This window comes from Halomonas faecis (assembly GCF_010993975.1).
GTDB lineage: Bacteria > Pseudomonadota > Gammaproteobacteria > Pseudomonadales > Halomonadaceae > Halomonas > Halomonas faecis.
Map to the genome: position 1 here is coordinate 492,759 of NZ_JAACZO010000011.1, position 26,895 is coordinate 519,653.

21 protein-coding genes and 4 tRNA genes (1 of these 25 cut by a window edge) are annotated in these 26,895 nt (G+C 64.7%); 16 read left to right on the forward strand and 9 right to left on the reverse strand.

Going from position 1 to position 26,895, the window contains the following annotated elements; genetic code table 11:
• From GFD32_RS07650 to GFD32_RS07665, 4 genes are all read right to left on the reverse strand, one after another.
• On the reverse strand, positions 1 to 6,850 hold the beginning of the coding sequence (locus GFD32_RS07650) for a calcium-binding protein (RefSeq protein WP_163575952.1). It extends 19,574 nt beyond the left edge of the window; the window shows 6,850 of its 26,424 coding nt (coding positions 1–6,850); its start codon is at positions 6,848 to 6,850; its stop codon lies off the left edge, out of view.
• 99 nt (positions 6,851 to 6,949) lie between these two features.
• Positions 6,950 to 7,765 (reverse strand): SapC family protein, encoded by an 816-nt coding sequence (locus GFD32_RS07655; protein WP_163575953.1) that lies wholly within the window; start codon positions 7,763 to 7,765, stop codon positions 6,950 to 6,952.
• Positions 7,766 to 7,784: 19 nt separating this feature from the next.
• Positions 7,785 to 8,717 carry a hypothetical protein gene (locus GFD32_RS07660; protein ID WP_163575954.1) on the reverse strand — a complete coding sequence of 311 codons (933 nt, stop codon included), beginning with the start codon at positions 8,715 to 8,717 and terminating at the stop codon, positions 7,785 to 7,787.
• On the reverse strand, positions 8,692 to 10,104 hold the full coding sequence (locus GFD32_RS07665) for a TolC family outer membrane protein (RefSeq protein ID WP_240455571.1): 1,413 nt from the start codon (positions 10,102 to 10,104) through the stop codon (positions 8,692 to 8,694). Before GFD32_RS07665 ends, GFD32_RS07660 begins: the two co-directional genes overlap by 26 nt.
• 227 nt (positions 10,105 to 10,331) lie before the next feature.
• Between GFD32_RS07665 and GFD32_RS07670 the strand changes: the two genes are divergently transcribed.
• On the forward strand, positions 10,332 to 11,345 hold the full coding sequence (locus GFD32_RS07670) for an AraC-like ligand-binding domain-containing protein (RefSeq protein ID WP_163575955.1): 1,014 nt from the start codon (positions 10,332 to 10,334) through the stop codon (positions 11,343 to 11,345).
• Positions 11,345 to 12,160 (forward strand): AraC family transcriptional regulator, encoded by an 816-nt coding sequence (locus GFD32_RS07675; protein WP_163575956.1) that lies wholly within the window; start codon positions 11,345 to 11,347, stop codon positions 12,158 to 12,160. The genes GFD32_RS07670 and GFD32_RS07675 overlap by 1 nt, the downstream gene beginning before the upstream one ends.
• A gap of 156 nt (positions 12,161 to 12,316) precedes the next feature.
• Here GFD32_RS07675 and GFD32_RS07680 read toward each other — a convergent pair.
• Positions 12,317 to 12,392, reverse strand: a tRNA-Ala gene (locus GFD32_RS07680).
• 216 nt (positions 12,393 to 12,608) lie between these two features.
• Between GFD32_RS07680 and uvrY the strand changes: the two genes are divergently transcribed.
• The 8 genes from uvrY to nadB all read left to right on the forward strand — a co-directional run bounded on the left by uvrY (position 12,609) and on the right by nadB (position 19,046).
• A complete protein-coding gene (gene uvrY, locus GFD32_RS07685; RefSeq protein WP_163575957.1) occupies positions 12,609 to 13,256 on the forward strand; it encodes a UvrY/SirA/GacA family response regulator transcription factor in 648 nt (215 codons plus the stop codon).
• A 56-nt stretch (positions 13,257 to 13,312) separates the two neighbouring features.
• Entirely contained in the window at positions 13,313 to 15,127 is a 1,815-nt protein-coding gene (gene uvrC, locus GFD32_RS07690; protein WP_163575958.1) for an excinuclease ABC subunit UvrC, read from the forward strand.
• 67 nt (positions 15,128 to 15,194) lie between these two features.
• Positions 15,195 to 15,743, forward strand: coding sequence for a CDP-diacylglycerol--glycerol-3-phosphate 3-phosphatidyltransferase (gene pgsA, locus GFD32_RS07695; RefSeq protein ID WP_163575959.1), 549 nt, complete (start codon positions 15,195 to 15,197; stop codon positions 15,741 to 15,743).
• Between the two features lie 66 nt (positions 15,744 to 15,809).
• A tRNA-Gly gene (locus GFD32_RS07700) sits at positions 15,810 to 15,884 on the forward strand.
• 196 nt (positions 15,885 to 16,080) lie between these two features.
• Positions 16,081 to 16,154: transfer RNA gene (locus GFD32_RS07705), tRNA-Cys, on the forward strand.
• A 39-nt stretch (positions 16,155 to 16,193) separates the two neighbouring features.
• Positions 16,194 to 16,280: transfer RNA gene (locus tag GFD32_RS07710), tRNA-Leu, on the forward strand.
• Positions 16,281 to 16,339: 59 nt separating this feature from the next.
• A complete protein-coding gene (locus GFD32_RS07715) occupies positions 16,340 to 17,485 on the forward strand; it encodes an FUSC family protein (RefSeq protein ID WP_163575960.1) in 1,146 nt (381 codons plus the stop codon).
• Complete coding sequence (gene nadB, locus GFD32_RS07720) at positions 17,469 to 19,046, forward strand: L-aspartate oxidase (protein WP_205599058.1); 1,578 nt, start codon at positions 17,469 to 17,471, stop codon at positions 19,044 to 19,046. The genes GFD32_RS07715 and nadB overlap by 17 nt, the downstream gene beginning before the upstream one ends.
• A gap of 21 nt (positions 19,047 to 19,067) precedes the next feature.
• Here the strand turns inward: nadB and GFD32_RS07725 are convergent, their stop codons facing one another.
• Both GFD32_RS07725 and GFD32_RS07730 read right to left on the reverse strand, forming a co-directional pair.
• Positions 19,068 to 19,373 carry a hypothetical protein gene (locus tag GFD32_RS07725; RefSeq protein WP_163575962.1) on the reverse strand — a complete coding sequence of 102 codons (306 nt, stop codon included), beginning with the start codon at positions 19,371 to 19,373 and terminating at the stop codon, positions 19,068 to 19,070.
• A 52-nt stretch (positions 19,374 to 19,425) separates the two neighbouring features.
• Positions 19,426 to 19,722 carry an FAD assembly factor SdhE gene (locus tag GFD32_RS07730; RefSeq protein ID WP_163575963.1) on the reverse strand — a complete coding sequence of 99 codons (297 nt, stop codon included), beginning with the start codon at positions 19,720 to 19,722 and terminating at the stop codon, positions 19,426 to 19,428.
• A gap of 155 nt (positions 19,723 to 19,877) precedes the next feature.
• Here GFD32_RS07730 and GFD32_RS07735 point away from each other — a divergent pair, with 155 nt between their 5' ends.
• Genes GFD32_RS07735 through lapB form a run of 3 tightly spaced genes read left to right on the forward strand, consistent with a single transcriptional unit; the run spans position 19,878 to position 21,747 of the window.
• Positions 19,878 to 20,222 carry an integration host factor subunit beta gene (locus GFD32_RS07735; RefSeq protein WP_276208797.1) on the forward strand — a complete coding sequence of 115 codons (345 nt, stop codon included), beginning with the start codon at positions 19,878 to 19,880 and terminating at the stop codon, positions 20,220 to 20,222.
• Between the two features lie 31 nt (positions 20,223 to 20,253).
• Positions 20,254 to 20,559, forward strand: a complete 306-nt coding sequence (locus tag GFD32_RS07740; protein ID WP_163575964.1) for a LapA family protein — start codon at positions 20,254 to 20,256, stop codon at positions 20,557 to 20,559.
• Positions 20,560 to 21,747 carry a lipopolysaccharide assembly protein LapB gene (lapB, locus tag GFD32_RS07745; protein WP_163575965.1) on the forward strand — a complete coding sequence of 396 codons (1,188 nt, stop codon included), beginning with the start codon at positions 20,560 to 20,562 and terminating at the stop codon, positions 21,745 to 21,747.
• On the opposite strand, the gene pyrF is transcribed toward lapB, so the two are convergent.
• Positions 21,748 to 22,446, reverse strand: coding sequence for an orotidine-5'-phosphate decarboxylase (gene pyrF / locus GFD32_RS07750; RefSeq protein ID WP_163575966.1), 699 nt, complete (start codon positions 22,444 to 22,446; stop codon positions 21,748 to 21,750).
• A gap of 149 nt (positions 22,447 to 22,595) precedes the next feature.
• Here pyrF and cfa point away from each other — a divergent pair, with 149 nt between their 5' ends.
• Both cfa and GFD32_RS07760 read left to right on the forward strand, forming a co-directional pair.
• A complete protein-coding gene (gene cfa / locus GFD32_RS07755) occupies positions 22,596 to 23,747 on the forward strand; it encodes a cyclopropane fatty acyl phospholipid synthase (protein ID WP_163575967.1) in 1,152 nt (383 codons plus the stop codon).
• Positions 23,748 to 23,932: 185 nt separating this feature from the next.
• Positions 23,933 to 24,841, forward strand: a complete 909-nt coding sequence (locus GFD32_RS07760) for a GGDEF domain-containing protein (RefSeq protein ID WP_240455572.1) — start codon at positions 23,933 to 23,935, stop codon at positions 24,839 to 24,841.
• Positions 24,842 to 24,876: 35 nt separating this feature from the next.
• Here GFD32_RS07760 and GFD32_RS07765 read toward each other — a convergent pair whose 3' ends face one another.
• Entirely contained in the window at positions 24,877 to 25,494 is a 618-nt protein-coding gene (locus GFD32_RS07765) for a hypothetical protein (protein WP_163575968.1), read from the reverse strand.
• Positions 25,495 to 25,621: 127 nt separating this feature from the next.
• On the opposite strand from GFD32_RS07765, the gene GFD32_RS07770 reads away from it, so the two are divergent.
• Positions 25,622 to 26,809, forward strand: a complete 1,188-nt coding sequence (locus GFD32_RS07770; RefSeq protein ID WP_163575969.1) for an amino acid aminotransferase — start codon at positions 25,622 to 25,624, stop codon at positions 26,807 to 26,809.
• Positions 26,810 to 26,895: the final 86 nt, after the last annotated feature.

The window sequence follows — 26,895 nt, forward strand, 5'->3', positions numbered from 1 at the left end:
TCCAGTCATCGATGTCGGCCACTTCCGCCAGGGTCTCGCCATCCTGAATGGCGATGGCAGCAGCGCCGGCCACGGCCACCGACTTGCCGGAGCCCTTGGAAACGGCAGCACCGCCGGAAAGCAGCCCCAGGTGGGTGCTGTCGTTGGCCGCCACGCTGACATCACCCTCGGCCTCGAAGGTCTCCAGACCGCGAATCGCTGCCACCGTCACGTCATTGCCGACGTGCACCAGTGCCGAGCCGGACAGCCCCACCCCCGTGCTGGACTGCTGACTGCCACCGCTGCCGCCACTGCCACCGCCCTGGCCGAGCTTGCCCTGCAGTTCGGCGATGACATCGTCGTACTTGGCCTGATTGTTGGGCCACTTGCCAGGATCGTCTTCCCCGGAACCACTACCGCCACTACTGCCACCGCTATCCTGCGATGACTGGGTCTTGCTGCCGGCCACGCTACCCGCAATGGCCACGTCGACGATGACACCGCCGTTGTCGGCCGACACCTCGACGTTGCCGCCCACCACGAGGCTGCCCAGCGGCGATGCGTTCTCGTCGGCGCTGCCGATCCAGGCACGGGTATCGCGCTCGACCACGCTGACGCCGGCCGAGGCCCCCACGGCGGCCTGACCGGAACTCGAGAAGCTGCCGGTGAGATTGATGACGTAGCTGTCGTCGTTGGCGCTCACCCGCAGCGCCGGGCTGTCGGCGTCATCGAAGTCGACGTGACCATTGCCCACCTTGATGGCACCGTCATTGCCGATGCCGGCATGGGTCTGGTTGTCCACCACGTTGGCGATGGCCGAGGCGTTGAAGGCGACCTTCTGCGCCTTGCCGCCCGACGCACCGATGCCCAGCACCAGTCCGCCATTGTCGGCTCTGACATCGAGGCTATCGGCGAGCAACGTCACGCCGGACTCGATCTCGGCGTTGGCCGTGCTGCCAAGCACGTTGGCGGTGAACCCGGCGCCGATCGCCACTCCGTCGGACTCGGTGCCCACCGACGGCTTCTGGACCAGCGATTTCTGCCACTTGCGCGCGTTGAGGTCGTTGCCCCCTCCCAGGCCCGGCAGGTTGAGATTACCCACCGCGTTGAAGAGATCGTTGACGCTTTCGGCGGTAACGGACACCGCTTGGCCGTCTTCGGGGTCGAGGCCATCGGCAATCGACGACGCACCGTCGACATTGAGGCGCGCGCCGTCGCGAATGCGCGCATCGCTGTGCTGATCGAGCACGAAGACGTTGGCCGCAGCGGCCAACGCCAGCTTTTCGCCATTGGCCGTGGCCTGGGTCCAACTGTCGAAGCTGCCCTTGAGACCGAAGGTGGAGCCGAGATAGCCGCCAACCGTGGCTATCAGAGCCGGAATCTGCTGCTCCAGCGGCGTGCCCTGCTTCTCCCAGCGAGCCGTATCGCCGAAGTCCTCGGCGGAAAGATCGATGGTGGTATCGTTATCGCCAGTGAACTCGTAGACGTTGCCGGCATCGCCGCCGGCCGTGTGGTCGTCGGCCACCTGCACGGTGTCGCCCTTATCGAGAGCGACTTCACCGGCATCGCTCTGGAAGGTGGCTCCCGACTCGCCGTCGGCCATGTCCTTGATCTGGTTGAAGAGGTTGGCGCCGAACAGGCCATCGGGATCGATCTCGTTGAGGCTCTGGGCATCCACGTCGACCGTCTCGCCGGCGTCCAGGTCGACGTTGCCCTCGATGGTAGCGGTAGCGCTGTTGTCGAGAATGCCCACGCTGGCGGCACCGGAAATGGCGACCTTGGCGGTCTGGTCCTCTTTCTCCGTGCCGTTTTCCGTCTGCTTCTTGTCCTTGGCGCTGCCGTCGGCGGTGCCGCTGGTGCCGGTCTTGCTGGCGATCTTGTTCTTGACCCGATCGGACAATGGATTGCTCTTGCTGTCCGGGCCGGCCACGCCATCCTTGGCCGCCGAACCGGAGGCGCTCACGCTGGGTCGATGCTGACTCAGGGCGGTGACCTCGACGCTGCCATCCGCCTCGATGTCGCTACGCGTGGCGACTACCTCGCCATCACGATTGCGGTCCTCGTCGAGACCGAGACGTGCCTCGGCCACGTTGCTGTCGACCAGCACGGCCACGGCCGCCGCCAGGTCGAGCGACTCGCCGTCGCCCCCGGAAAGCTTGTCCTTCAGCGACGAAACCTTGAGCTTGTCGCCCACGCTGCCGGCCCAGCTCTTCAACTTATCCTTGACCGGGTCGAACACCACCAGTGGGGATTTCGCGGTACTCTTGCCGGTACTCTTGGCGGTCTTCTCCGCACCATCCAGCAAGCCGCTTCCCTGGACCTCGGCCGTCCCTGCCGAGGCGGTCACGCCATTGCCGGACGTCGGCAAGGCAAAGAACTGAGTGCCGGAAATGCCTTCGCGCTCGGTAGTGGCCTCCACGGTGATCGAGCCCCCGGCCGTGGCGGTTCCTGCCAACTGGGCCTCGGTGAAGCCGTTTTCCACCCCGACGGCCACGGCGACTCCCACCTTGCCCTTCGAGGCACCGGAAATGGCGGTGAGCGCACTGCGATCCACGGTGGCGGCATCGACCACGATGTCGCCACCCGCATCGAGCGTCGCCTCGTCCCAGACCATGACGCGCGACTCGGTATCGAGCACGGCCACCACCGCAGAGCCGGCCACACCGCCCACCCCCGACGGCGCGGCGGTCACGCTCTGGGTGGTATCGACCCGACTGTTGAGGGTGATGTCGCCCGCAGCCGACAGGTCGCCATGCACATGGACGTTGCTGCGCGCCGTCAGCACGCTGACGGAAACGCCCAGCCCCCATGCCTCCGTGGGTTTCAGCGACGCCGCCAGCTCGATTTCGCTATCGATGTCGATGTCGCCGGTCGCCGTCAGGCTGGCCTCTTCGCCGATCTCGATGGAGGAATCGGCGATCAGCGTGGAAATGCTGGCAAATACCGATAGCCCCTCCAGGAATCCCAGCGTCGAGTCGACGGCACCATCGAAAGTGGCATTGCCGCTCTCCACCTGTATCAGCGAGCGGTCGGGATCGACGATGCGCGAATCGATGACGATGTCGCCCCCCTGGAGGGTCGCCTCACCGATCGTGACGCTGAGATCGAACAGGCCCACATCCACGAAACCGTTGGCCGGCCCACCGTTGAAGTAGCTCATCGGCTGGGCATGCAGGGCCAGGGTGCCGTCGTCACCGGCCGTCGAATCATCGTCGCCCAACGCGTTCAGGATGGCGCCGTCGTCGATCTCGATGGCCGCTGCCTCGAGAGTCAGATCGCCGCCATTGGTGACCAAAGACGACGTATAAGACGACGTACCGAGTATCTCGATGGCATTGGCGGCCAGCGTGAGTTCATGTCCTTGGGTACCGATGCGGGCACCCTCGAGGGTCAAGGTACCGTCAGCCGCCAGGGTCACCGCATGATCGATCTGAGTGTCGTTGACGCTGTCATCCAGAGTGACGTCGCCATCCCAGGCGTAGGTCAGATCCGCATCCCCGCTGACGTCCACCGCACCGAACGCATCCAGCGAGTCGCCCTGAGTCTGCGCCGAGGCCATGACCTGAATGCGATCCGCCGCATGGTAGCTGGTCACATCGACGGTGTCGCTGGCGGCATCCAGATCCTGAATGAGAACATCGAACCGGGTGGCGACGCTGCTCGAACCGACCAGTTCGCCCACCACATGGGTCTGCAGGCGCAGCGCCTCGCCGCCGAACCCCGAGGCATCGACATCGGCTGTGGCGGCACCGTCATCGACCATCAAGACGGCAGACTCGATACCCGCCAGCAACGCCGTGACGGCATCGGACTCGTTGAAATCGTAGACCAGCTCGCTATCGCTGAGCTGCATGTCGCCGGCATGGGTGGCCACCAGGGTGTCGCTGCCGCCACCGCCATCGATGTCGTGCTCGGCCATGGCGGTCAGTTGAAAGCGGTCGTCGCCGGCGCTGCCGGTGGCGGTCAGCTTGGCATCGGCGAGCATCGCCACGCTGATGCCGCCGGCCTGCAGGGCATCGCTCTGCCAGGACGTGCCCGAAACATCGGTCAGCCGCATGCCCAGCGCATCGAAGAGCGTCTCCACAGCGGCCGCTTCGGTACCCAGTCCCTCGACGGCGAGATCGCCATCGGCGGTGACATCGAGGCGCCCTGTCTCGAGGTCGAACTCGGCGGAAACGCCTTCGGCGCCGTCCAGCACCTCGACCAGCTCGCCCAGGGTGCGCACGTTGTCCAGACCGAGAGTCTGCTGCTCGGCAGCGCCCACGCTCAAACCGAGCCGCAGCGCATCGAGCAGATCGCCATTCTCCTCGTCGATCTCGCCGCCGCGCTCCTCCGCCTCGAGCACGCTGGCGTAGTCGTCGGTGCCGATCAGTTCGACCAGGGCGGTATCGGCTGAAACACCGTGGTAGCCGCTGGCATCGACCTCGAGATCCCCGCCGCTCCCGGCGCGGGTCACGCTCACCCTCTCGATGCTCTGGTACGTCGACTCGGTCTCGGCGCCGTCATCGACGAGAGTGAAGCCCGCACCATCCAGAATGACCTCATCGATGGCATCCGCCACGGCGAGTTCCAGGCGATCCTCTCCGGTGCCGCCGACGACGGTATTCGCTCCGGCTCCGGCCACCAGGCGGTTGTCACCGGCCACGGCATCGAACTCGCTCTTGCCCTGGCCACCGATCAGGGTGTCGTCGCCACCGCCGCCCTGCAGATACACGTCACCTGTGAAGGCACTGGCATCCAGGCGGGTGTCGCCACCATCGATGGCCTGCAGCAAACCACCCTCGATATTGGACAGGACGTCCTCGCCGATCCGACGTTCCTGACTGCGGCTTGCCGTGTGAGACGCCGACCCTTGAGCCGACGCGGCCACACCGAGCAGGGCAAGCCGAGCGTCACCCGGTTCGGCCTGGGTCATGAAATCGCCGACGAAGCGCACCGTCCAGGCCACGCTTCCATCATCGGCATCGAGTTCGCGGGCCACCTGGACATTACCCGCACCGATGCCGTCCATGCGTTCCAGCACCTGCTGGATCTCCAGCGCCTCGGCATCGGCGGCGATGGCTTCGCTGCTGTCATCATCGAAGAAGAAACGGATCGCTTCGCCGCTGTCGCCGTCCCAAACGAGGCGCTGCTCCTCGACGGCATCGCCGTGGACGAGTTCGTCGTTCTCGAGTCTCAGAGCGCTGTCGGAGACTCCCCATACGCTGTCGTCGCCCTCGCCACCGTCGAGCATGTTGTCGCCGGCGTTGCCGAACAGCACGTCGTCGCCGGCGCCGCCCTGGAGATCGTCGTTGCCGGCACCGCCATCCAGCAGATCATCGCCGCTGCCGCCGATCAGGGTGTCGTCACCGCCGCGACCCTCGAGACGCACGTCACCGGTGAAGGCGCCGGCATCCAGCGTATTGGCGCTGTCGCCACCGATCAGGTTGGCCAGGCCGATGCCGTCCAGCTCATAGAGCTCGTTGCCGTTCACCGATAGAGCCGAGTCGGTCAGCGTCATGTCCGCATCGGCCTCGAGGCGGATCAGATCGCCTTCGTCGTCGAGCCCACCACCGCTGATGTCGCCGCTGCCGTCGGCAGAGAGCAGGAAGAGGTCGTCCTGATCGCTGCCGGTGGCGGTGACGTTTTCGCCCTGGACCTGGAAGGTCACCCCGCCCAGGGTGTAGCCGCTGGCATCGAGCGTCACCCCGGAACTTCCGGCCGCGGCCCCGAGAAGGATCTCCTCGGGATGCTCGCCAAAGCGCAGCACCTCGTCACCGTCGACCGTGACGACGCCGTCGCCATTGTTCTCGTCGTCGGCCAGCGTAATGGTGCCGCTCGAGCGCTCGATGAGATAGCTGTCGCTGGCCTCCGCGGCGCTGACGAACTCGTCCTGCCCCCCGGTGGAGATCAGCAGGTTGGCGCCGCTGCCGCCCTCCAGGGTGTCGTTGCCGCTACCGCCTTCCAGAATGTCGCTGCCGGCCAGACCCCGCAGAATGACGTCATCGCTGCCGCCCGCCAGGGTGTCGTCGGCATCCGAGCCCTCCACGATACCGAAACCGGAGACACCACCGGCAATGGCAGTGGCGGTGCCGTCACCCAAGTCCACGCTCACGCCCTCTTCGAAGTCCGCGTAGCTCAGGGTATCCTCAGCACGCCCGCGCAGCGCCTCCAGAGCGGAGAAGGTCACACCCTCGGCCTGCGCCCCGTCGGCGGGTGTCGATCCGATGAGCACGCGGCTTTCACCCAGCACACCGAAGCGCGTACCGCTGCCCGCGGCTTCGGCGGTGTGGTCACCGCTGCTGTCGTCTAGAGCGATTTCCGCCACACCGGTGAACGACAGCGCATCGCCACGCGAGCCGGCCCCTGCCTCGTCGCCATCCAAGGTCCAGGTGGCATCGTCGCTGCCGCTGTCGACGACGCGATCGTCGCCGTCTCCACCGGTGAAAATCAGCTCGAAACCGTCGGCGCCGGTCATATCCAGAGTGTCGTTGCCTTCCCCCCCCAGGAAGGTCAAGGTCACCCCATCGACATCGTCGAAATGGCCATCGAAGCTCAACGCATCGTCGCTGTCGCTGCCCTCGATCTCGATGCCGTCCGCTTTTGCCTTGTCGAGATCGAAGATTTCCACCCGCTCGGTGCCGTCTTCGGTACGCTCGACCAGCTCCAGCGCCTGCTCGCCATCCTGTTCGGCCATGCGCAGGGCGAAGTCGCCGCCGCCCGCCACGCTGGCGGTCAGTGGGTCGGCGGAGAGCAGCATCCGCGGCTCCAGGCCTTCGAACACGAAGGCGGAGCGCTCGGCTCTGGCCCGCCGGGCTCGCTGCGAACGGCGCGCCAGGCGCGATACGAATTGCGAAAGCGGCTTCCGGAGGGGACGGAAGGGACGTTTCATGGCAGCTCTCCTGCGTTGTCGAGGCGCCGTCAGCGGCTTTTGTCGTTATTCGCGGCCGCTCTCGCGAACGGCACGGCGTCATGGGGAAATCGGTCCTACTCAGTGCACGGAGGGATCCGCGTTCTCTTCTTCTGCTTCTGCAGGCATGCCTTCATCGGCGGGATCGCCCTTGCTCTGCGCACCGACGCGAGCACCGCCGCGGGCCAGGCGACTCAGCCGGTTGAAGTTGCGCATCGACTGCAGATGGATGAACAGCAGTTCGAGCTCGTCATTGCCCAGCATGGTCTTGAGCGTATCGTCGTCCAGGGCCTTGAGCTTGTTGCGGTTGACCGCCTTGAAGCCAGTCAGCGTTCGCGCACCGCCCTCGGCCTGGCGCACTTGAGCCTGGACGTCCTCGAGCAGGTCGAGCTCCACCAAGCGCTTGCCGAATGCCCGCGTACGCTGGAAGTGAGACTGATAGTCCTGCAGAAAGGTCAGCACGCGCTCGAGGTACTGGGTGCGCTCACCGTCGCTGTCGAAGAAGCGCTCACCCTTGCCGTCCTGATTGAGACCCTCGTACTCCTCATCGATGCACAGGGTGAAGGTCTTGCCGCCCTCGCTCGAGGCGAAGACGAAAGGATAGCGACGCAGAAAGGCCGGCACGTATTCGCCCCGCCACTGTCCTTCGGCATCTACCATCAGGTTGCTGTCCTGGGCCAGCCCCAGCACCGCAACCGGTACCACGCTTCCCTCCTCGGCCTCGGTGAAGACGATGGGCAGATCGGTGGCCGCGGCCGGAAACTCGGCGGCCATCAGCGGCACGGAGTTGACCGTGGCGGCAAAACCGAAATCGGTACCCACCTTGAGCGAGTAGGGGCTGTGCTTGTCACGGGTAATGGGCTGAACGTTGCGGTAGATCAAGAGCTGTGTCGCCATCGTGTTCTCCAGTGATTGATCAGGCTTGAGTCTTGTGTCGTCGCTTCTGCTGCGGGGTGGCACCGGGTATGCGGTCGCTACGCCGGGGCGCTTCAGTGCGATCGGTCAGGTGGCGCTTGGTACCGTGATAGCAGGTCACGAAGGGTTCTCCAGTGGCGCCACGGCCGAAGGAGAGATTGCTCAGTGTTTCGCTGCCGTGACGCGCCATCCAGTCGATCAGGGTCTGGCGCGGCGTGGACTGCCACTCGCGGGCCAGCGCGAACATCGGGCCAGCCAGAGTGCCGAGCGGCAGCCCGGCACGATGCAGATGCAAGTTGAGCGAATCCCTTCCGGTCGGCTCGCCGGCCTGCATCTCCTCGATACGCACCGTCACCGGCGGCCAGGTTATCTGCGCCAAGGCGAAGCTGACCTGCAGCTGTTCGATCACGTCGTGCATGGGGCATTCCGGGTGTCGCTCCAGCTCGGCTTCGATGGCCACACGCGCTTCACGGGCCGTCGGCAACAAGACGTAATCCGAGCTGGCGGCACGCTCATCGGCACGCCATTTCCAGGCGCGGTACATGACATGCCGCCGCTCGGCAGGCAGTGGATCGCTGGGCGAGTCGGCTTCCCAGTAAACCTTGCAGCGATCGTCCTCGACCCCGAGGTGCAGGAAGTGCGGCGCCTCTCCAGGATCGGCCAGGTCCACCAGGAACGCCTCGCGGTCCGCCTCACACATTCCCAGCGTGGCAAGGGTCTCGTGCAACGCCGCCGCCAGCCGTTGAGGACCCACGGACGACACCGGCAAGCTGAACAGACAGCGCTGGGTAGACCAGTGGCCGGGACGGCATTTGGCCGACACTTCGCTCAAGTAAGTCGCGCCGAGGCCCTCGAGCATCGCCTTCAACACCTCGGCCGCACGATTGCCGGCTGCGAACCGGCCAGAATCAGCGTTGGCCCATGGCAAGGACATCGGCTTCCTCTCCCAGCAGGGCATCGATGCGCTCGAACTCTTCCGGTGCCAGCACGCCAGCAGCATGTTTCAGTTCGAGAACGCTGAGTAGGTAATCGTAGCGAGCCGACGCCAGCTCGCTGCGGGCAAAGAAGAGGTCGCGCTCTGCATCGAGCAGATCGAGCACCGGGATGACGCCCGATTCGACGCCTACCTCGCGCGACTCGACAACGCGCTCGCTGGCCTCCAGCGACTCGGTGAGCGAGCGCTCCCGTGCCATGGCGGTGATGATGCCCTGGTAGCCGCCTTGTACCCGGCGGTCGATGTTACGCACCACACCTTCCAGGCGAGACTGGGCGGCACTGATACGGCTCTCGCCTTCGCGCACCCGTGACGAGGTCATGCCACCGCGATAGATGGGGACGGAAAGCGATACTGCGATATCCTGGGTTTCGACTTCGCTGCCACCACCGAACAACGACCCTTCCGTCTCTTCCGAATCGTAGCTGACCACTAGGTCGAGGGTCGGGTAGTGACCACCACGACGGACTTTCACCTCCTGGCTGGCCACATCCGTAGCCAGCGAGGCCGCCTGGAGCCGTGGGCTGCGCTCCACGGCGAGCTCCAGCCAGGCGTCCAGCGAGTCCGGATCAGGGCGTGACAGCTGCAAACTGTCGTTGACGGGCCGCAACCGAGACGGACGCTCGCCCGTGACCTCGGCCAACCCTTCCAGGGCATCGCGAAGCTCGTTCTCGACTTCCAATTCACGCGCCACCACCTGCTGCAGCCGCGCCTCGGCATCGAGCAGGTCGACTTCCCTGGCCAGACCGTCCTCGTGGCGTGCCTGCACCATCTCGAAATTGGCCTCCACGGAAGATTTTTCCGCTCTCACGAAGTGCAGGTTCTCGTAAAGCGACAGGGCATCGAAGTAACGACGAGCGACCCGCAGGAACAAGTCCTGACGGGCCACCTCCAGCTCTGCCGAGGCCTGCTGGATTTCCAGCTTGGCCTTGTCGAGCTCGGCCCACCGCGAATAGTCGTAGATCGACTGCTCGATGGAGGCACCGTAGGTGGTGGTCGGGAAAGAGGTGCTGCCGCTGGCATACTCTTCGTTGTCGGAACTGACGATATCCTGCTGGCGCTCGACACGTTCGGCCGTCAGGGTCACCTGGGGCAACAGTGCCGCGCGGGCCTGCACGTAGCGCTCGTCGACCGCCTGGCGGCCATGGAACTCCTCCTGATACTGCGGGTCGTTGCGTTCGGCCAGCGCCAGAGATTCGCTGAGGCCCACGGCCAGCGCAGGCCCGGTCACGGCCAGCAGCGAAACGGCCACGGCGCTGGCCATCAGAGGGCGGGGCATGAGGCGACGGGCAACGGGATCGAGTCGGCGGAGCGCGATGATGGGCATGCTGTTCCTTGTCGATTGTTTGGGCTAGCGTAGGCGGTTGACGGCGATCAAGCATCACTACTTATGGTAACGTTAGGTTACAATGCTAGACGAGACAACCGCAAAGGTAGCACTTCGTAATGAACAACTTAGTTCGTTAGCTCATTAGCTTCACCCCATGCCGTTTCGTGAAAACCCTCATTCCGTCCAGATAGTCTCGATCCCGAATCGGCCTTAATGGCGACACCATGACAATGACCAAGGCCCCGGCACGACAAAAGTTGTACACCGATCACCTCCCCAGCCGCGAGGGAGAAGCCTTGTGGCATGAGCTGCTGGCACCCATCACGACCCCCCAACGACTGCATCGCACCCCAACCGTGGGGCGTGTCGACGCTTGGCTGTATGGCGACATGCTGATCAGCGAAGCTCGCGCCACCCCGCAACGAACCATACGCAATCGCCAGCAGCTGGCCGCCGGCCCGTTACCTGCCTACAATCTGCTCATCGTCCTCGATGGCCAGATGCGCTACGAGGACGGCCAACGCGACTGCGCTCTGCAACCCGGCGACCTGCTCATCGAAGACCTTACGGAAAAGCGCACCATTACCACCCAGACACACAACCGCACCATCAACCTGATGGTGCCCAAAGAAGGGGTGGGTGAGGGACTGCACGGACTCATACTGGAACGCCAAAGCGCACAGGCAAGACTCTTGAGCCGACATGTCGACGCGCTACTGGAGAGCATTCCGACACTGCCCGCTCAGCATTGCGACGACATCCTGAATGCACTGCAGCGGTTGATCGCCGCCTGCGCCGGTGAATGCGGCTCCGAATCGCACCGCCATGTGCAACGAGCCTTGCGCGACGACATCGAGCGTTACATCGAGCGCCACCTGCTCGACAGTCGATTGGGTAACGCCACTCTCTGTCGGCACTATCGCCTTTCACGCACGCAGCTCTACCGGCTGTTTCGACAGGAAGGGGGAGTCACCGAAGTCATCCGGCGCAAGCGGCTCGACTGGGCGCACGACCAGCTGTGCCGAGGGGACGGCAGGGGCAAGCCCGATGTAGAGGCCCTGGCGTTGCTATGCGGCTTTGCCAGCGAACGCGCCCTGGCTACGGCCTACCAAGAGCAGTACGCGATGACCATGGAAGACACCTGGCACGCCAATGCCACCTCGCTGCCGGCTGACGGCAGCCAAGGGCTGACAGGTCTCTTCTCACACCTGGGCCAGCTTCCGCGCACACCGACCTGATGATTGCACCTTTTACCCACACCCCGCTTCGCATCGCCGACCTGGTCCTGTACCGGTTGGAGGCCGGAAATTACCGGCTCACCGCCCCCGAGGGGAGCCGCAGCACCTTGCGCTATGCCTCCCTGCTATTGGCGGAGTCGGCAGGCTGCCGACTGAGCAACGATGACGGCTCGGTATCGACATGGCTGCCCACCAATACGCCGTGCTTGACCGCCCACCACGTTTCGCAACGCATCGCCATCGCCGAACCGATCTGGGTGTTACGGTTGCCGACCTTCCGCCTGAGCGGCTGTCCTCTGTCGTTGCCCATGATAGCCATGGCTCAGGAGATGCAGGTGCTGCTCTTCAGCATCCCCGCCATTCTCGCCGATGCGGCCCACCTGCCGCCCGTGGGCCAGCGTCACGCCGCACTGGCCATCGAGTCTCTGCTGCACCCCCTGGTACACAACCGGCCCTCCAGCGACTCAGCCGAAATCATCTCGGTCATCATGCGCGCCGAACGCAAAACCGATGCCGACGCCGTCTCCACCGCCAAGGCATTGGGCATGTCCCGCTCCCGGCTCTACGAAACGCTGCGTCCCTATGGCGGCTTCCACACGTTGCTGAATGCCGCTCGCCTGGATCGCATGGCACGTCGCCTACTGATGCCAGAGTATGCCGAGCATTCGGTAAAGGAACTCCTTCACGATATGCCCTTCGAACGCGCCGATCAGTTTCACCGCTTGTTCAAACAGCGCTACGCGAACACGGCCAGCCAGTGGCGCAGCGACCCTCTCCCCACGCTGCCCGCGACCATCGACCCCATGCCTCTTTGAGGCCCTGCGCAGCGGAACGGGCCATTCGGCTGACGAGAGCCATGAGCGTGATTCTGATACGGATTGCCGCCCCCACGGCATAGGACTCACGACATTCACACACACGAAAAAGCCGCCTAGCGGTGTGCGCTAAGCGGCTGATTCGTCGAAACTTATTGGTGGAGCCTAGCGGGATCGAACCGCTGACCTCAACACTGCCAGTGTTGCGCTCTCCCAGCTGAGCTAAGGCCCCACGCTATCTCGCCTCGGCGAGAACGAGACGTATGATACCACCCCAATGACGGTCGTCAATACCCGCCCCGCACACACCCTTCCTTTTTTGATGAGAAACCGTGTTATCGCTTCTGGCTAATTTTCCCAGACCGCCGACTGTGGCAAGCTTACCTAGGGTTGGGTGCCGTGCCTCGCAGGCCCCGGGGTCCATCCGCTACGCCGAGGAGCATCAGCAGTGATCAAGGTTCTTATCGTCGACGACCACCATCTGGTACGCACCAGCCTGGCCCGCCTGCTGGATGGCGAAGACGGACTGCAAGTCATCGGCGAGGCCGCCAACGGCGAAGAAGCCATCAGCCTGAGTCGCAGCCTGAAACCCGACGTCGTGTTGATGGATTTGCGTATGCCGGGCATCGGCGGATTGGAGGCCACCCGCAAGATCGTGCGTAGCGACCCCGACATTCGCGTCCTGGCCCTGACCGGTTTCATGGAAGACAGCTTCGCCCAGCGCCTGCTGGAGGCCGGTGCGGGCGGCTTCATCAGCAAGGAAACCCAGGTGACGGACATGGTCGATGCCGTGCGCAGCGTATTCGCCGGACGCCGTTACATCAGTGCCGATATTGCCCAGCGCCTGGTACTGTCGCGCTTCGACCCCGACGAGAACCCTTTCGATCAGCTCTCCCATCGCGAACTACAGGTGGCAATGATGATCGTCAATTGCCAGCGCGTGGCCGAAATCTCCGACCGGCTGTTCCTCAGTCCCAAGACGGTCAATACCTACCGATACCGGATATTCGAAAAGCTCGGCGTGGAAACCGACGTGGAGCTGACCCATCTCGGGTTGCGCTACGGACTGGTGGCTGGTTTCGATACCACCCCTTGAGTCGCTCGATCTGTTACGCTTGACTCTGTCGTCCGCCACGCGTTGCCACTCGCCAGATGCCCTTCGATTCACGGCAATTTCTCGCCAATCTCACCCAGGCACCGGGCGTCTACCACATGCTCGACGACCAGGGCGACACCCTCTATGTGGGCAAGGCCAAGCGACTCAAGGCGCGCCTGGCCAGCTACTTCCGCGGCACCCTCAACGCCAAGACCCAGGCCATGGTGTCGCGTATCGCCGATATCCAGGTCACCGTCACGCGCAGCGAAACCGAAGCGCTGTTGCTCGAGCAGACGCTGATCAAGGAGCTGCGCCCGCCATACAACATCCTGCTGCGCGATGACAAATCCTACCCCTTCGTGTTCGTCAGCGACCGTCACCCCTATCCGGCGCTGGAATACAAGCGCGCCCGCCGTCGTCATGGCGATGGCCGCTACCTGGGGCCCTATACCAGCAGCGGCGCGGTACGCGAGAGCCTATCGCTGATGCAGAAGATCTTTCGCATCCGCAACTGCGAGGACAGCGTCTTCGCCCACCGCACTCGCCCCTGCTTGCAGTACCAGATCCAGCGTTGCAGCGCCCCCTGCGTGGGCTACATCAGCGAAACCGACTATCGCCGCGACCTCGAGCATGCCGTGATGTGCCTCGAAGGCAAGAGCGAAGCGGTCACTCGAGAGCTCACCGACGCCATGGAACGGGCCAGTCAGACACTCGCTTTCGAGGAAGCCGCTCGCCTGCGCGACCAGGTCCAGCAGCTGCGCCAACTACAACAGCGCCAGTTCGTCGATACCGAAGGTGGCGATGCCGATGTCTTCGCACTGGCCAGCCGCCCCGGCGCCCAATGCATATCCGTGCTTGCCGTGCGCCAGGGGCGACTCCTCGGCGCTCGGCACCATACGCCCGGAAACGGCCTCGACCTGGCGCCTGAGGCCCTGCTCGACGATTTCGTCAGCCAGTACTATCTAGGCCAGGGGCGCGAGATTCCCCGCGAGGTCATCACCACACACACTCTCCCCGACCCGAACGTACTCGAGAGCGCCCTGAGTACTCGCGCCGAGCGCCGAGTACGCGTCACCCATAGTGTGCGGGGCCACCGCAGCCAGTGGCTGGAACTCGCCCGAACCAACGCCGAGCAGCATCTGGCGAGCCAACTGGCCAATCAAGGCGAGCTGGACCGCCGCTTCGCGACACTGCAAGACGCTCTCGAGCTCAGCGAGATGCCCGAACGCCTGGAGTGCTTCGATATCAGCCACAGTCAGGGCGAGGCCACGGTGGCCTCCTGCGTGGTCTTCGACCGGAATGGACCGCGTAAGTCGGACTATCGCCGCTTCAACATCGATGGCGTTTCCGCGGGAGACGACTATGCCGCCATGCGACAAGCCCTAGAGCGTCGCTTCCGCCGCCTGGCCGAGGGCGAAGGAGCGACGCCGGACATCCTGCTGGTCGACGGCGGCAAGGGGCAGCTCAACCAGGCTCGTGACGTGCTCGCCGAACTGGGACTGGCACGCATTCGACTGCTGGGCGTGGCCAAGGGCACGACCCGCAAGGCGGGCCTGGAGACGCTGTTCCTGGAAACCGTCGACAGAACCCTGGACCTCGATGCCACCTCACCAGCTCTGCATCTCGTTCAGCACGTGCGCGACGAGGCACACCGCTTTGCCATCACCGGCCATCGCACGCGACGCGACAAGACTCGACGGAGCTCGACTCTGGAGGGAATTGCCGGCGTGGGCCCCAAGCGTCGACGTGAACTGTTACGCTTCTTCGGCGGCCTTCAGGGGGTCAAGCAAGCCAGCCGCGAGGAACTCGCCCGTGTGCCGGGAATCAGTTCGGCGCTGGCCGAGACCATTCATCGCGCCCTGCATGGATGAAGCCCAAGCTGGCCGCTAGAATGGCAAGCCCCGACGAAACCCCACCATTCCAAGGACACTGCCCACCATGAACATCCCCAACCTCTTGACGCTCGGCAGAATCGTCTTCATTCCGTTGTTGGTGGTGTTCTTCTACCTGCCCTTCGCCTGGAGCCTGCCGGTGGCCGCAGCGCTGTTCGCTCTGGCTTCGGTGACCGACTGGCTGGATGGCTACCTGGCTCGTCGCTGGAACCAGGCCACTCCCTTTGGCGCCTTTCTCGACCCGGTTGCCGACAAGGTGATGGTTGCCGTGGCCCTGGCACTGCTCATCGAGCGTTTCGACAGCCTGTGGCTGACGCTGCCGGCGCTGGTGATCATTGGTCGCGAAATCGTCATCTCCGCACTGCGCGAATGGATGGCCGAGATGGGCAAGCGCAGCAGCGTGGCCGTTTCCTGGCTTGGCAAGATCAAGACCACCTTGCAGATGGTCGCCCTGCTACTGCTCATCGCCTTTGCTCCGGGCTCCCCGCTCGCACTGATCGGCATGTTGACCCTGCACGCCGCCGCCCTGCTCACGCTGTGGTCGATGATCCTCTACCTTCGCGCGGCATGGCCGCATCTGAGTCGTGCGATGTAACGCCGGCGCTTCTTCTCAAGCCATTGACAGCGCCCGAATTGTCCGTATAATGCGCTCTCGAGTCGAGCGGGAATAGCTCAGTGGTAGAGCATCGCCTTGCCAAGGCGAGGGTCGCGAGTTCGAATCTCGTTTCCCGCTCCATTGGCTCACCGAGTCAAGCTGCGTGGCAGCGAGGGTCGCGAGCTGGAACGCCAGCCCGGTCGAATCTCGTTTCCCGCTCCATTGGCTCACCGAGTCAAGCTGCGTGGCAGAGAGGGTCGCGAGCTGGAACGCCAGCCCGGTCGAATCTCGTTTCCCGCTCCATTCTTGCCCTTATCAAGAATGCTCGACTCGTCCAGGCTGGATGGCAGAGTGGTTATGCAGCGGACTGCAACTCCGTGTACGCCGGTTCGATTCCGACTCCAGCCTCCATCTTTCCCACCGGCTTACGCCGCCTGCTCGAAACCCCACGCCCGGATGGCGAAATTGGTAGACGCAAGAGACTTAAAATCTCTCGGTGGCAACACCGTGCCGGTTCGAGCCCGGCTCCGGGCACCAAGCGCATCGCCTACCGGCCTGGATCGGCGGCATATTGTGCCCGAACTGGGCAAACGCTCATGAATTTGCCTCCGCTGCGCGACCCCCACCTCAATTATCGTTACCGACGGCGGCTGCACGTCGTGCGGGTACTACTGGCCTTGTCGGCCACCTTCGCCGTCATTTCCCTGTTCGAGCTGCCGCACTCCGGCTGGGCACTGGTCAGTACCGTCATGGTCATGGGCAACCTCCCCCATGTCGGTGGAGTGCTCGACAAGGGGCGCCAGAGGCTGCTCGGTTCGCTACTGGGGGCCGGCTGGGGATTGTTGCTGATCTTGGTGCCACTGCCTCCTTCCCTGGTGATTCCGCTGGGCGCCCTGGCCGGCATCGGCGCGGCAACGTGGCTCACCTTCGGCAGCCGCCACGGGTATAGCGGCCTGATGTTCGCCATCAGCCTTCTGCTGGTCATCGGAGCGGGCAACCAGGAACTGGACATCGCCTTGTGGCGAGCCTTCGACGTATTGCTAGGCACCCTGGTAGGCATTGCGGTGACCGCCCTGGTGCTGCCACAGAAGGCAACCGACATGATGCGCTTCCTGCTGGCAGGCAACCTCGAGCGTCTGGCCCGGCTCTACCAGGCCCACACGGCCTCGACCCAGGCCCCGGATGTCGATACCCAGAGGCACCTCAAGGCCGCCAGCAAGCTGCTGGTCAAGCAGCGAAGCCTGGTCGATGCCATTCATCGTGAACGTCGCCTGAAGCGAGACGAGCTCGACGACCTCATCTCGCTTCAACGCCGCATGCTCTCCACCATCGAACTGCTGCTCGAAACGCACTGGACGACGCGGGCCGGCCACGAACGCATCGCTGCCATGGAAGGCCTGCGCGAGGAGCAGTACCGCCTGGCAGCAGAACTCGACACCCTGGCCTACCAGGTGCGTACCGGTCAACCGATCGACGTCACCATCAGCCCATTCGACCTACAGCGCCATGCCGACCTGGCCTGCAACGCTCGAAGCGAAGACGGCCGCGCCCTATTCAGCCCCAGCGGCTACCTATGGCTCAATCGTGAGCTGGCACGCCTCGCCCAGGCCCTGGTTACCCGGCTGGGCAGCCTGGAACGACTGCCCAGCCGTCGACTCAGGCGTGCCTCGGGCCGTTCGCAGATCATCCCGGACCGGATACCGCCGGCACAAGGAGAGCAAGAGGATGTACGGCAACCATGACGTGCTGATCATCGGCGGCGGCGTAGCGGGTTTGACCCTGGCCCTGCACTGTGCCGACACCCGCCGGGTGACGCTGGTCCGCCCGGCCAGCGATGACCGGGGAGCCAGTCGCTGGGCCCAGGGAGGCATCGCCGCAGTGCTCTCGCCCCGGGATGACTTCGAGGCACACATCGCCGACACGCTGGTGGCGGGGGACGGTCTATGCGACGAACGTGCCGTCCGCTTCACCATCGAACGGGGCCCGGAAGCCATCGAATGGCTGCTCTCCCTGGGGGTTCCCTTCACCCGGGATGCGTCCCCCGACGCCGATTACCCCTACCACCTGACCCGAGAGGGTGGGCACGGCGCTCGCCGCGTCATCCACGTGGAGGATGCTACCGGACGCGCGGTGCTCGATACGCTCAAAGCGCGTGCCGAGGCCCATCCGTCCATCATCGTGCGCGACGACCTCACCGCCATCGGCCTGATCGGCGATACGGCGGGGCATTGCCGTGGCGCACGCTGCCTAGATGCACAGGGGATCCCCACCGACCTGATGGCGCAAGACACCGTCCTGGCCACCGGCGGCGCCAGCGGCCTCTACCGCCATACCACCAGCCCCCAGCCGGCCAGTGGCGAAGGCATGCTGATGGCTGCCGAACTGGGCGCCGAACTGATGAACCTCGAGTTCCAGCAGTTCCACCCCACCTGCCTTTACGACCCCGAGGGCCCGCCCTTTCTGATCAGCGAGGCCGTGCGTGGCGAGGGCGGGCGATTGATCAATACCGCCGGTGAGCGCTTCATGCCTGCCGTGGACCCACGCGCCGAACTGGCGCCTCGAGATATCGTCGCCCGCGCCATCGATGCCGAAATGCAACGCAGCGGCGAGCCGCACGTCTGGCTCGACGTTCGCCACCTCGGCGGGGATGCCATCCGCCACCATTTCCCGACGATTCAGGCTCACTGCCTGTCTCGCGGACTCGACCTCGTCCATCAGCCAATCCCGGTCGTGCCGGCCGCTCACTACAGCTGCGGGGGGGTGGCCACGGACCTGGACGGCGCCACCGCAGTACCGCACCTGCATGCCATCGGCGAGGTCGCCTGCACCGGCCTGCACGGCGCCAATCGGATGGCCAGCAACTCGCTGCTGGAATGCCTGGTGTTCGCCCGTAGCTGCGCAGCTCGGCTGGCCCATCCGGCCCAGGCATCATCGGCACGCATCGCCGTCGCCCCCTCCGGCGACACGCCGATCGCGACCGAAAGCATCCGGGCCTGGCGGCACACGCTGCGAGACCTGATGAGTCGATACGTAGCCATCGTCCGCCATGACGACGGCCTGGCAAACGCCGACCGAGCACTCACCGAGCTGGCGGATGAGATCGCCCTGGCGGTGCAACGCGCAGCTCCCGAGCCGGCTCTGGCCAGCCTGTGGCACGCCGTACGCCTGGCTCGCCTGACCGTGGCCAGCGCTCGGGTTCGCCGCGAGTCCCGCGGGCTGCACTACAACCCAGACTGCCCGCACCACGCCGAGACACCAGCGCGCCCTTCTCGCTGCCGGCTCGACGACCTCACCACTCACTGAACGGGCGTACCATGCCGGCATTCATGCCCGATGCTCGATCAGCCAGCGCCGCAACTGGCGCAAGGTCTCGGGGTCGCTGCTGTCGGGCCATAGCCAGTGCATGTCACGCCCGACTCGCAGCCCGATCAGCCACGGCCCCAGATAACGGCAATGCAGCACGACCGGCTGTGAAACCGGGCTTCCCTGCGGCTGCCAGTGCCACCCGCCTCCGGACTCGACTGGCTGCCAGCGGAGTTCGCCGCCCCGCTCTCGGCGGTGCCAGCGAATCAGCTCCGCCCCGAGCAAGAGGCCACCCAGCAGCCACAGCCAAGCGGCCGCATAAGCCATCAGCAGCGATAGCACCGCCAGGCTAGCGAGCCAGTGCCCTCCCCTCGCCAGCCTAGACGGGACGACGCGGATCGTTATCGGCGTTCTCGGCATGGGCCTGAATCAGCGTCACGATGCGTTGGTGTGCCGGATCCTGCGGTACCTCCCGGCGCAGCAGCCAGGCGAAGAGGTCCTGGTCCTCTTCCTCGATCAACGCACGGTAGGCGGTCTGATCCTGCGCACTCAGGTGGTCATAACAGTGTTCCAGAAAAGGAATCAGCAGCAGATCCAGCTCCCACATGCCTCGGCGGGAGTGCCAGTGCAGTCGCTTGCGCAGGGCAAGCGACTCGGTGTTGGTTGCATCGCTCAACGTCGGCCTCGACAGTCGCGGTGAATGGTGCGCTCAGTATACCCAAGGAGTGCGATGGCAGCAGCCTCCCGCTAGGTTTCTTGCCGTTCGCTTGACCATGGTCGTAGTGCGTTGTTTTCTCACGATTTGCACAGTATGCTGAGAGCAGAACAACAATCTCGCCCAGCTCCGCTGCGGAGCCGGCAACCGCCAGGAGAGAGACGATGACCAAATCCGAGTTGATCGAACAGATCGCCATGCGACAGCCAGACCTGTCGCTCAAGGAAGTCGAGTCCGCGGTACGCCTCATCCTCGACGACATCACCGACACCCTGGCCGAAGGCGGGCGAGTGGAAATTCGCGGCTTCGGTAGCTTTTCGCTGCACTACCGCGAACCGCGCATCGGCCGTAACCCCAAGACCGGCGACCCGGTCGCGCTGGACGGCAAGTTCGTGCCACACTTCAAGCCCGGCAAGGAGCTGCGCGAACAAGTCAATGCCAGCCGAGCCCTCGGATACTGATCGCCATCACCATTGACAAGGGAACAAGCCCATGCGTTGGCTAAAAGGCCTCCTCCTGGCCATCATTCTGCTCGGAGTGCTGTTGGTTGGCATTCTGTTTGCCGTCAACAATCAGCAGACCGTGCCGCTCAACCTGATCTGGCTCGAACTGCCGGCCGTTTCGCTCTCGGTGTGGCTACTCGGCTCGCTGGCCAGTGGCGTGCTACTGGGCATGTTGGCCATGACCGGGGTCTGGCTCAGGCTACGCACCCTTCTGACGCGCGCCCAGCGTCACAATCGCCAACAGCGCAAGGAGCTCGACCGCCTGCGCGTCCAGGAGCTCAAGGAACTGCCCTAAATGCCCGACGCCCTGCTGCTGAGCCTATTGGCGGCAGCCGTGGCCATCGGTTGGTGGCTAGGCCGCCGTGAACGCCGGGGCGCATCCGATCCCGCGCAGCCGGCCACGCTGACGCGGGATTATTTCGTCGGCCTCAACTATCTGCTCAACGAGCAGCCGGATCGCGCCATCGAGGCTTTCGTGGCCGCCCTCGAGGTCAACAGCGACACCATTGACACTCATATCACCCTGGGCAACCTCTTCCGCACCCGCGGCGAAGCGGATCGTGCCGTCAAGATCCACCAGAATCTGCTCGCCCGCCCCACCCTCACCACGGGACAGAGCGAACAGGTGCAACTGGAACTCTCACGAGACTTCCTCAAGCTGGGACTGCTCGACCGCGCCGAACGCCTTCTGCACCAGCTCGTTCGGGAATCCAGCCACGACCCGACGCGATACACGGCCAAGCAATTGCTGGTCGAACTGCTGGACCGCGAGGGCGAGTGGCAGGCCGCCCTCGACGTCGCTCATCCGACCCTGGTACGCCAGCACGACGAGATACGTCGCGCCGCCGCTCACTGGCTTTGCGAACTCGCCGAACAGGCCAGACAGACCGCCACCCCCGGCGTCGCCCGCAAGCGGTTGCGCCAGGCGCTGAACATCGATCCACGCTGCGTGCGCGCCAACCTGTCGCTGGCTGCACTGGCCATGGACACCGCTCGCTATCGCGAGGCGATTCGCGTGCTGATGCGCATTCCGGACCAGGATCTGGACTTCGTGCCGGCGATGCTCGAGCCACTGCAGCATGCTCACCGCCTGCTGGATGACGACGCCGGGCTGGCCATCTGTCTGGAGCAGCTGCTGGATCGCGCGGCATTCACCAGCCTGGTAATTCTGCTGGCCGAAACCCGCCGCCGCCAACAGGGCGTTCAGGCCGCCATCGACCTAGTCACCGAGCAGCTCGACCGTACCCCCAGTCTGGGCGGCCTCGACTACCTGCTGGACCTCTACTACCAGCAACAGCAGTCGAGCGGCGAACCCGATTCACGCATCCGGCTACTCAAGCAGCATACCCACACGCTGCTTCAGGCCCGCCCGCGACACCGTTGCCAGCGCTGCGGCCTAACCGGCGAACCCTTGCACTGGCAGTGCCCGCGCTGCCGCAGTTGGGGCACCACCCGGCCCATCACCGGGATCGAGGGGGAGTGATTACTGCGCCAGTTCCTGCTCGATGGCCGACAAGGCTGCCATGGGATCGTCCGCCTGGGTAACCGGTCGCCCCACCACCAGGTGAGTGCTGCCCGCCCGTTGGGCCTCCCGCGGCGTCATGACCCGCCGCTGATCATCGGCAGCAGCAAAACGCGGACGAATCCCCGGCGTCACCTTGAGAAAATCCTCACCGCAGCGCTCGCGCAGCCGGCTCGCCTCCTGGGCGGAACACACGACTCCCGACATGCCGCTCTCCTTGGCGAGCCGAGCCAAACGCTCGACCTGCGCCTCGGCCGAACCCGTGACCCCCACTTCCGCCAGATCCTCGCGCTCGAGACTGGTCAGCACAGTAACGGCAATCAGATGCGTGGTCAGCCCATGACGATCCAGACGCTCCCGCGCCGCCTCCATCATGCGCCGTCCGCCGCTGGCATGAACGTTGACCATCCACACCCCCTGCTCGGCGGCCGCCTGCACCGCACCGGCTACGGTATTGGGGATGTCGTGAAACTTGAGATCGAGGAAGACGCCGAAGCCGCGCCCATGCAAGGCTTCGACGACATCCGGTCCGCTTCGGGTGAACAACTCCTTGCCCACCTTCACGCGACAGCGCGTTGGATCGAGGCGGTCTGCCAGACACAGAGCAGCGTCCAGGGAGGGGTGGTCCAGGGCAATGATCAGGGGCGAATGGCAGGGCACGTCGACGACTCCAGTCGGAAAAATGAGCAAGATGCAGTATACCAGCGCATCCCGTTGATCCGCGCCCGGCCACTTGGTCTATGCTCATAGGATGAGCACCGAGTCTGCAATGCACGTCAGCGCCAAACCAGATGGACCGGGAGGACTCCATGACCAGCGACCACCGTATGGCCCCCATTGCCCTGCCTGACACGCGCGCCTGCCGAGTGCTCGACACCCTGCTGGACGGCTCGGGTGTCGCCCTCAACGGCAACCATCCCTGGGATCCGCAGATCTATCACCCCGACTTCTGCGCGCGCGTGTTGCGTCAAGGCACCCTCGGTCTCGGCGAGGCCTACATGGATGGCTGGTGGCAATGCGAGCGCATCGACGAAATGGCCTGTCGCCTGCTTAACCATGGGCTAGGCGAGCGCGCCAAAACACCCGCGGACCGGCTGATGTATCGACTTCAAGCCGGCTTTATCAACCTGCAGAGCAAGGCCCGCGCCTACATCGTCGGCGAGCGACACTACGATCTGGGCAACGACCTCTTCGAGCGCATGCTCGATCCCACCATGTGCTATTCCTGCGGCTACTGGAAAGCCGCCGACACCCTTCACCAGGCACAGCTCGCCAAGCTCGAATTGGCATGCCGCAAGCTCGAGCTGGCCCCCGGCATGCGCGTGCTCGACATCGGCTGTGGCTGGGGCAGCTTCGCCGAGCATGCAGCCCGCTATCACGGCGTCGAGGTGACCGGCATTACCATCTCGCGCGAACAGGCCCGTCTGGCCCGAGAGCGCTGCGAAGGGCTGCCCGTCGACATTCGTCTCCAGGACTATCGCGACCTGGCCGGCCATTTCGACCGTATCGTCTCCATCGGCATGTTCGAACACGTCGGCCACCGCAACTACCCCACCTACTTCGACACGGTGGCGCATCTCCTCGCCCACGACGGCCTTTTCCTGTTGCACTCCATCGGCTCGAACCGCTCCGACGTGGGAGCCGACCCGTGGGTCGACCGCTACATCTTTCCCAACGGCCAGCTTCCCTCGATACGCCAGATCGCCGAAGCCAGCGAAGGACATCTGATCATGGAGGATTGGCAGAACTTCGGCGCCGACTACGACACCACACTCATGGCCTGGCTGACCAACTTCGATGCGCACTGGCACGAGATTGCCGATCGCTACAGCGAACGCACCCAGCGCATGTTCCGCTACTACCTATCGGTATGCGCCGGCGCTTTTCGCGCCCGCGAGCTGCAGCTGTGGCAAGTGCTCTTTTCTCGGGGCCGCCCCGGCCGTTACGACGCACCCCGCTGACGATGCTTGATGCAGATCATGCTCGACACCCTTGTACTCCATGTCTTACAAGCCCCATGGGGTGCACGATGCTCCGCGCAGGAGTATATTAGCGTCTTCACCTAGCGCCCCTATGCGGCGCTGGAATGCGCCAATAACAACTCAGCACGCGGTCTGGCATGCCTGCCTGCCGCAAGGGATCCCGCATGGAACAGCACGACGTCATGCCGGATGGGGGGCTGGACGCACCGGAGCAGCTGCGCGACTTCGCGGCACGCTTGCCAGGCGTCATCTTTCAGTTCTATCGCGGCCGAGATGGCCACATGCGCTTCCCCTACCTGGCCGGCAGCGGCACGGAGTTACCCGGCATCGAGCCCGCCAAACTCGCCCAGGATGCGCGCCACATGCTCGATCGCCTCGACGAAGAGGACTACCCGCGCCTGATGACCGCCATCGAGCGCTCGTCGCGCTGGCAGATACCCATCGCCACCAAGTTCCGCCTGCGCCTGGTCAAGGGACGCTCGCGCTGGATCGCCCTGCGTGCGCAGCCCCAACCGGCCGAACACGGCATACTCTGGCATGGGATGATGATCGACATCACCGAACAGATGATCGAGGAGGCCCGCCTGCGCCGGCTCTCCGACACCGACGCTCTGACTGGACTGGCCAATCGACGCAAGCTGATTGCCCGCCTCGACGAAGAGACGTCGCTGTGCAGCCGGCATGGCACGCCACTGTCGCTGATGCTCATCGATCTCGACCATTTCAAGCGCGTCAACGATACCTGGGGACATCTCCAGGGCGACCAGGTGCTCATCGAACTGGCCAAGCTCTGTCGCCAGCTGCTGCGCCAGGAAGACACCATGGGGCGTCTCGGCGGTGAAGAATTCGCCGTGGTGTTGCCGCTCACGCCCATGGTGCGAGGCTACCCACTGGCCGAGCGGCTGCGCCAGCAGATCGCCGAACACGACTTCGGCATTCCCCTGGGCGCCGTCACCGTCAGCATCGGCCTGGCCGAATACCGCCTCGGCGAGCCCCGTGACAGTCTGATCGAGCGCGCCGACGCCAGCCTCTACGCCGCCAAGCGAGAGGGTCGCAACCGCGTCATCGCATGATTGGATTCATGCCACCCGCACCATGCCGCTGCCATCTACCCCAGCCGCTCCCACCGTTGCCACAGGCACATCAGACCATGCATCGGCAGGTAGACGGCCAGCGGCCAGACCAGCATCAAACCCGCCAGGTAGAGCAGCGGATCCAGCGACTCCTGGTGGGTGCCGAAGGGTCCGTGGACCCAATTGATGTTGCGCTCGGCGTCGGTGAACAGATAACTGAGGGGAATCACCAACCAAGTCAGCCCCGTCTGCCATCGCAGCGCCCGACGATCATAGCCGAGACGCAGCACCGCGAAGCCCGCCACCGGCGGCAATAGCAGGTGATACAGCGACAGTAGCCGGGTCGTCAGGGGGTGCTCGGGGTCGAACATGTACTCCGTGCCCCCGATCGGGTGCACCCCGGTCAGCCAGGCCGTGCCCACGTCCACGGCCCATAGGGTCCCGACGAGCGCCACCGCGAGCCATTGCATGGAGAGCAGGCGACGGCTTTCGGTCCACAGCCCAGCAAGGATGAGGAAGTTGGCGAAGTTGCATAGCCAGAAGTAGTTCTGCGGCCCGATCAGCAGCGCATAGGTCGGCGCCCAACCCAGGATCCAAGCCGTGAAGGCCAGCTTCAGCCACAGTGGCAGCCGCCCTCGCATCGTGTCCTCCATCGTTCCCTCCGCCGTCGGCCTGCCGTCACTGTAGCAAGTCTCCCGGTGGCAGTTCGCCCGCCGCGATGGCATCATGGTCGGGGACTGTCACACCTTTGCCGCGAGAATCGACGAGGTAGCGAATTACATGTTCGAGCACATTGAGCGGGTACCCGGGGATGCCATCCTCGGTCTGATCGAGGCCTTCAAGAAGGACACCAATCCCCAGAAGGTCGATCTCGGCGTCGGGGTCTACAAGGATGCCCAGGGCAACACCCCGGTGATGCGCGCCGTCAAGGAGGCCGAGGCCCTGCTGCTCAAGAACGAGACCACCAAGACCTACATCGGCTCCCACGGCGCGCCGGAGTACGGCAGCGTGATCCTGCCCATGGTACTGGGCGAAAGCTCTCCGGTGCTGGAAGCGGGTCGTGCCAGCGCCACCCAGTCTCCGGGCGGAACCGGCGCCCTGCGTCTGGCGGCCGACTTCATTGCCAAGAAGCTCCCCGGCAAGGGTATCTGGGTCAGCGACCCGACCTGGCCGAACCACCTGGGGATCTTCACCGCCGCTGGCATCGAGTTGCACAAGTACCCCTACGTGGACGCCGACAATCGCCTCGACTTCGACGGCATGCTGGGTGCCCTCGAGCAGATCCCCGAAGGCGATGTGGTGGTGCTCCATGCCTGCTGCCACAACCCCACCGGCTTTGACCTCTCGCGCGAGCAGTGGCAGACCGTACTCGAGGTGGTGCGCGAGCGCCACCTGCTGCCACTGATCGACTTCGCCTACCAAGGCTTCGGCGAGGGGCTGGACGAGGACGCCTACGGGGTACGCCTGCTGGCTGAGAACCTCGATGAAGCGATCATCACCAGCTCCTGTTCCAAGAATTTCGGTATCTACTGCGAGCGTACCGGGTGTTTGATCATGGTGGCGAAGAACCGCGAGCAGATGGAGAACGTGCGCTCGCAGATCGCCATCGTGGCCCGCGAGAACTACTCCAACCCGCCGGCACACGGCAGCGCCATCGTCAGCGAGATCCTCCACTCCGCCGAGCTCGCCGCCGTGTGGCGCGAAGAGCTCACCGAGATGCGCGACCGCATCAATACCCTGCGCCGCGAATTCGTCGAAGCCCTGGCGCCATACGGGTTGGACGGGAAGTACGCCTGCGTGGCCGAGCAGCGCGGCATGTTCTCCTATACCGGCCTGACGCCCGAGCAGGTCGACCGCCTGCGCGACGAGTTCGGCATCTACATGGTGCGTTCCGGCCGCGCCAACGTGGCCGGCTTCTCCCAGGAGAACCTGCCCTACCTGGCCAAGGCGATCGCCGCGGTCAACTGACCGGCGCTCCAAAAGCCGACGACGGCGCCCGGGCCCTGCCCGGGCGCCGTCGTTTTCGAGTAGAATGCCCGTTTTGCCGCCGGGGG

What these genes read in the sequence shown, in the direction of transcription:
- GFD32_RS07655 (WP_163575953.1), bottom strand. Translation starts at nt 7,765, where the DNA reads ATGGCGACACAGCTCTTGATCTACCGCAACGTTCAGCCCATTACCCGT.
- GFD32_RS07660 (WP_163575954.1), bottom strand. Translation starts at nt 8,717, where the DNA reads ATGTCCTTGCCATGGGCCAACGCTGATTCTGGCCGGTTCGCAGCCGGC.
- GFD32_RS07665 (WP_240455571.1), bottom strand. Translation starts at nt 10,104, where the DNA reads ATGCCCATCATCGCGCTCCGCCGACTCGATCCCGTTGCCCGTCGCCTC.
- GFD32_RS07670 (WP_163575955.1), top strand. Translation starts at nt 10,332, where the DNA reads ATGACAATGACCAAGGCCCCGGCACGACAAAAGTTGTACACCGATCAC.
- GFD32_RS07675 (WP_163575956.1), top strand. Translation starts at nt 11,345, where the DNA reads ATGATTGCACCTTTTACCCACACCCCGCTTCGCATCGCCGACCTGGTC.
- uvrC (WP_163575958.1), top strand. Translation starts at nt 13,313, where the DNA reads ATGCCCTTCGATTCACGGCAATTTCTCGCCAATCTCACCCAGGCACCG.
- pgsA (WP_163575959.1), top strand. Translation starts at nt 15,195, where the DNA reads ATGAACATCCCCAACCTCTTGACGCTCGGCAGAATCGTCTTCATTCCG.
- GFD32_RS07715 (WP_163575960.1), top strand. Translation starts at nt 16,340, where the DNA reads ATGAATTTGCCTCCGCTGCGCGACCCCCACCTCAATTATCGTTACCGA.
- nadB (WP_205599058.1), top strand. Translation starts at nt 17,469, where the DNA reads ATGTACGGCAACCATGACGTGCTGATCATCGGCGGCGGCGTAGCGGGT.
- GFD32_RS07725 (WP_163575962.1), bottom strand. Translation starts at nt 19,373, where the DNA reads ATGGCTTATGCGGCCGCTTGGCTGTGGCTGCTGGGTGGCCTCTTGCTC.
- GFD32_RS07740 (WP_163575964.1), top strand. Translation starts at nt 20,254, where the DNA reads ATGCGTTGGCTAAAAGGCCTCCTCCTGGCCATCATTCTGCTCGGAGTG.
- lapB (WP_163575965.1), top strand. Translation starts at nt 20,560, where the DNA reads ATGCCCGACGCCCTGCTGCTGAGCCTATTGGCGGCAGCCGTGGCCATC.
- cfa (WP_163575967.1), top strand. Translation starts at nt 22,596, where the DNA reads ATGACCAGCGACCACCGTATGGCCCCCATTGCCCTGCCTGACACGCGC.
- GFD32_RS07760 (WP_240455572.1), top strand. Translation starts at nt 23,933, where the DNA reads ATGGAACAGCACGACGTCATGCCGGATGGGGGGCTGGACGCACCGGAG.
- GFD32_RS07765 (WP_163575968.1), bottom strand. Translation starts at nt 25,494, where the DNA reads ATGGAGGACACGATGCGAGGGCGGCTGCCACTGTGGCTGAAGCTGGCC.
- GFD32_RS07770 (WP_163575969.1), top strand. Translation starts at nt 25,622, where the DNA reads ATGTTCGAGCACATTGAGCGGGTACCCGGGGATGCCATCCTCGGTCTG.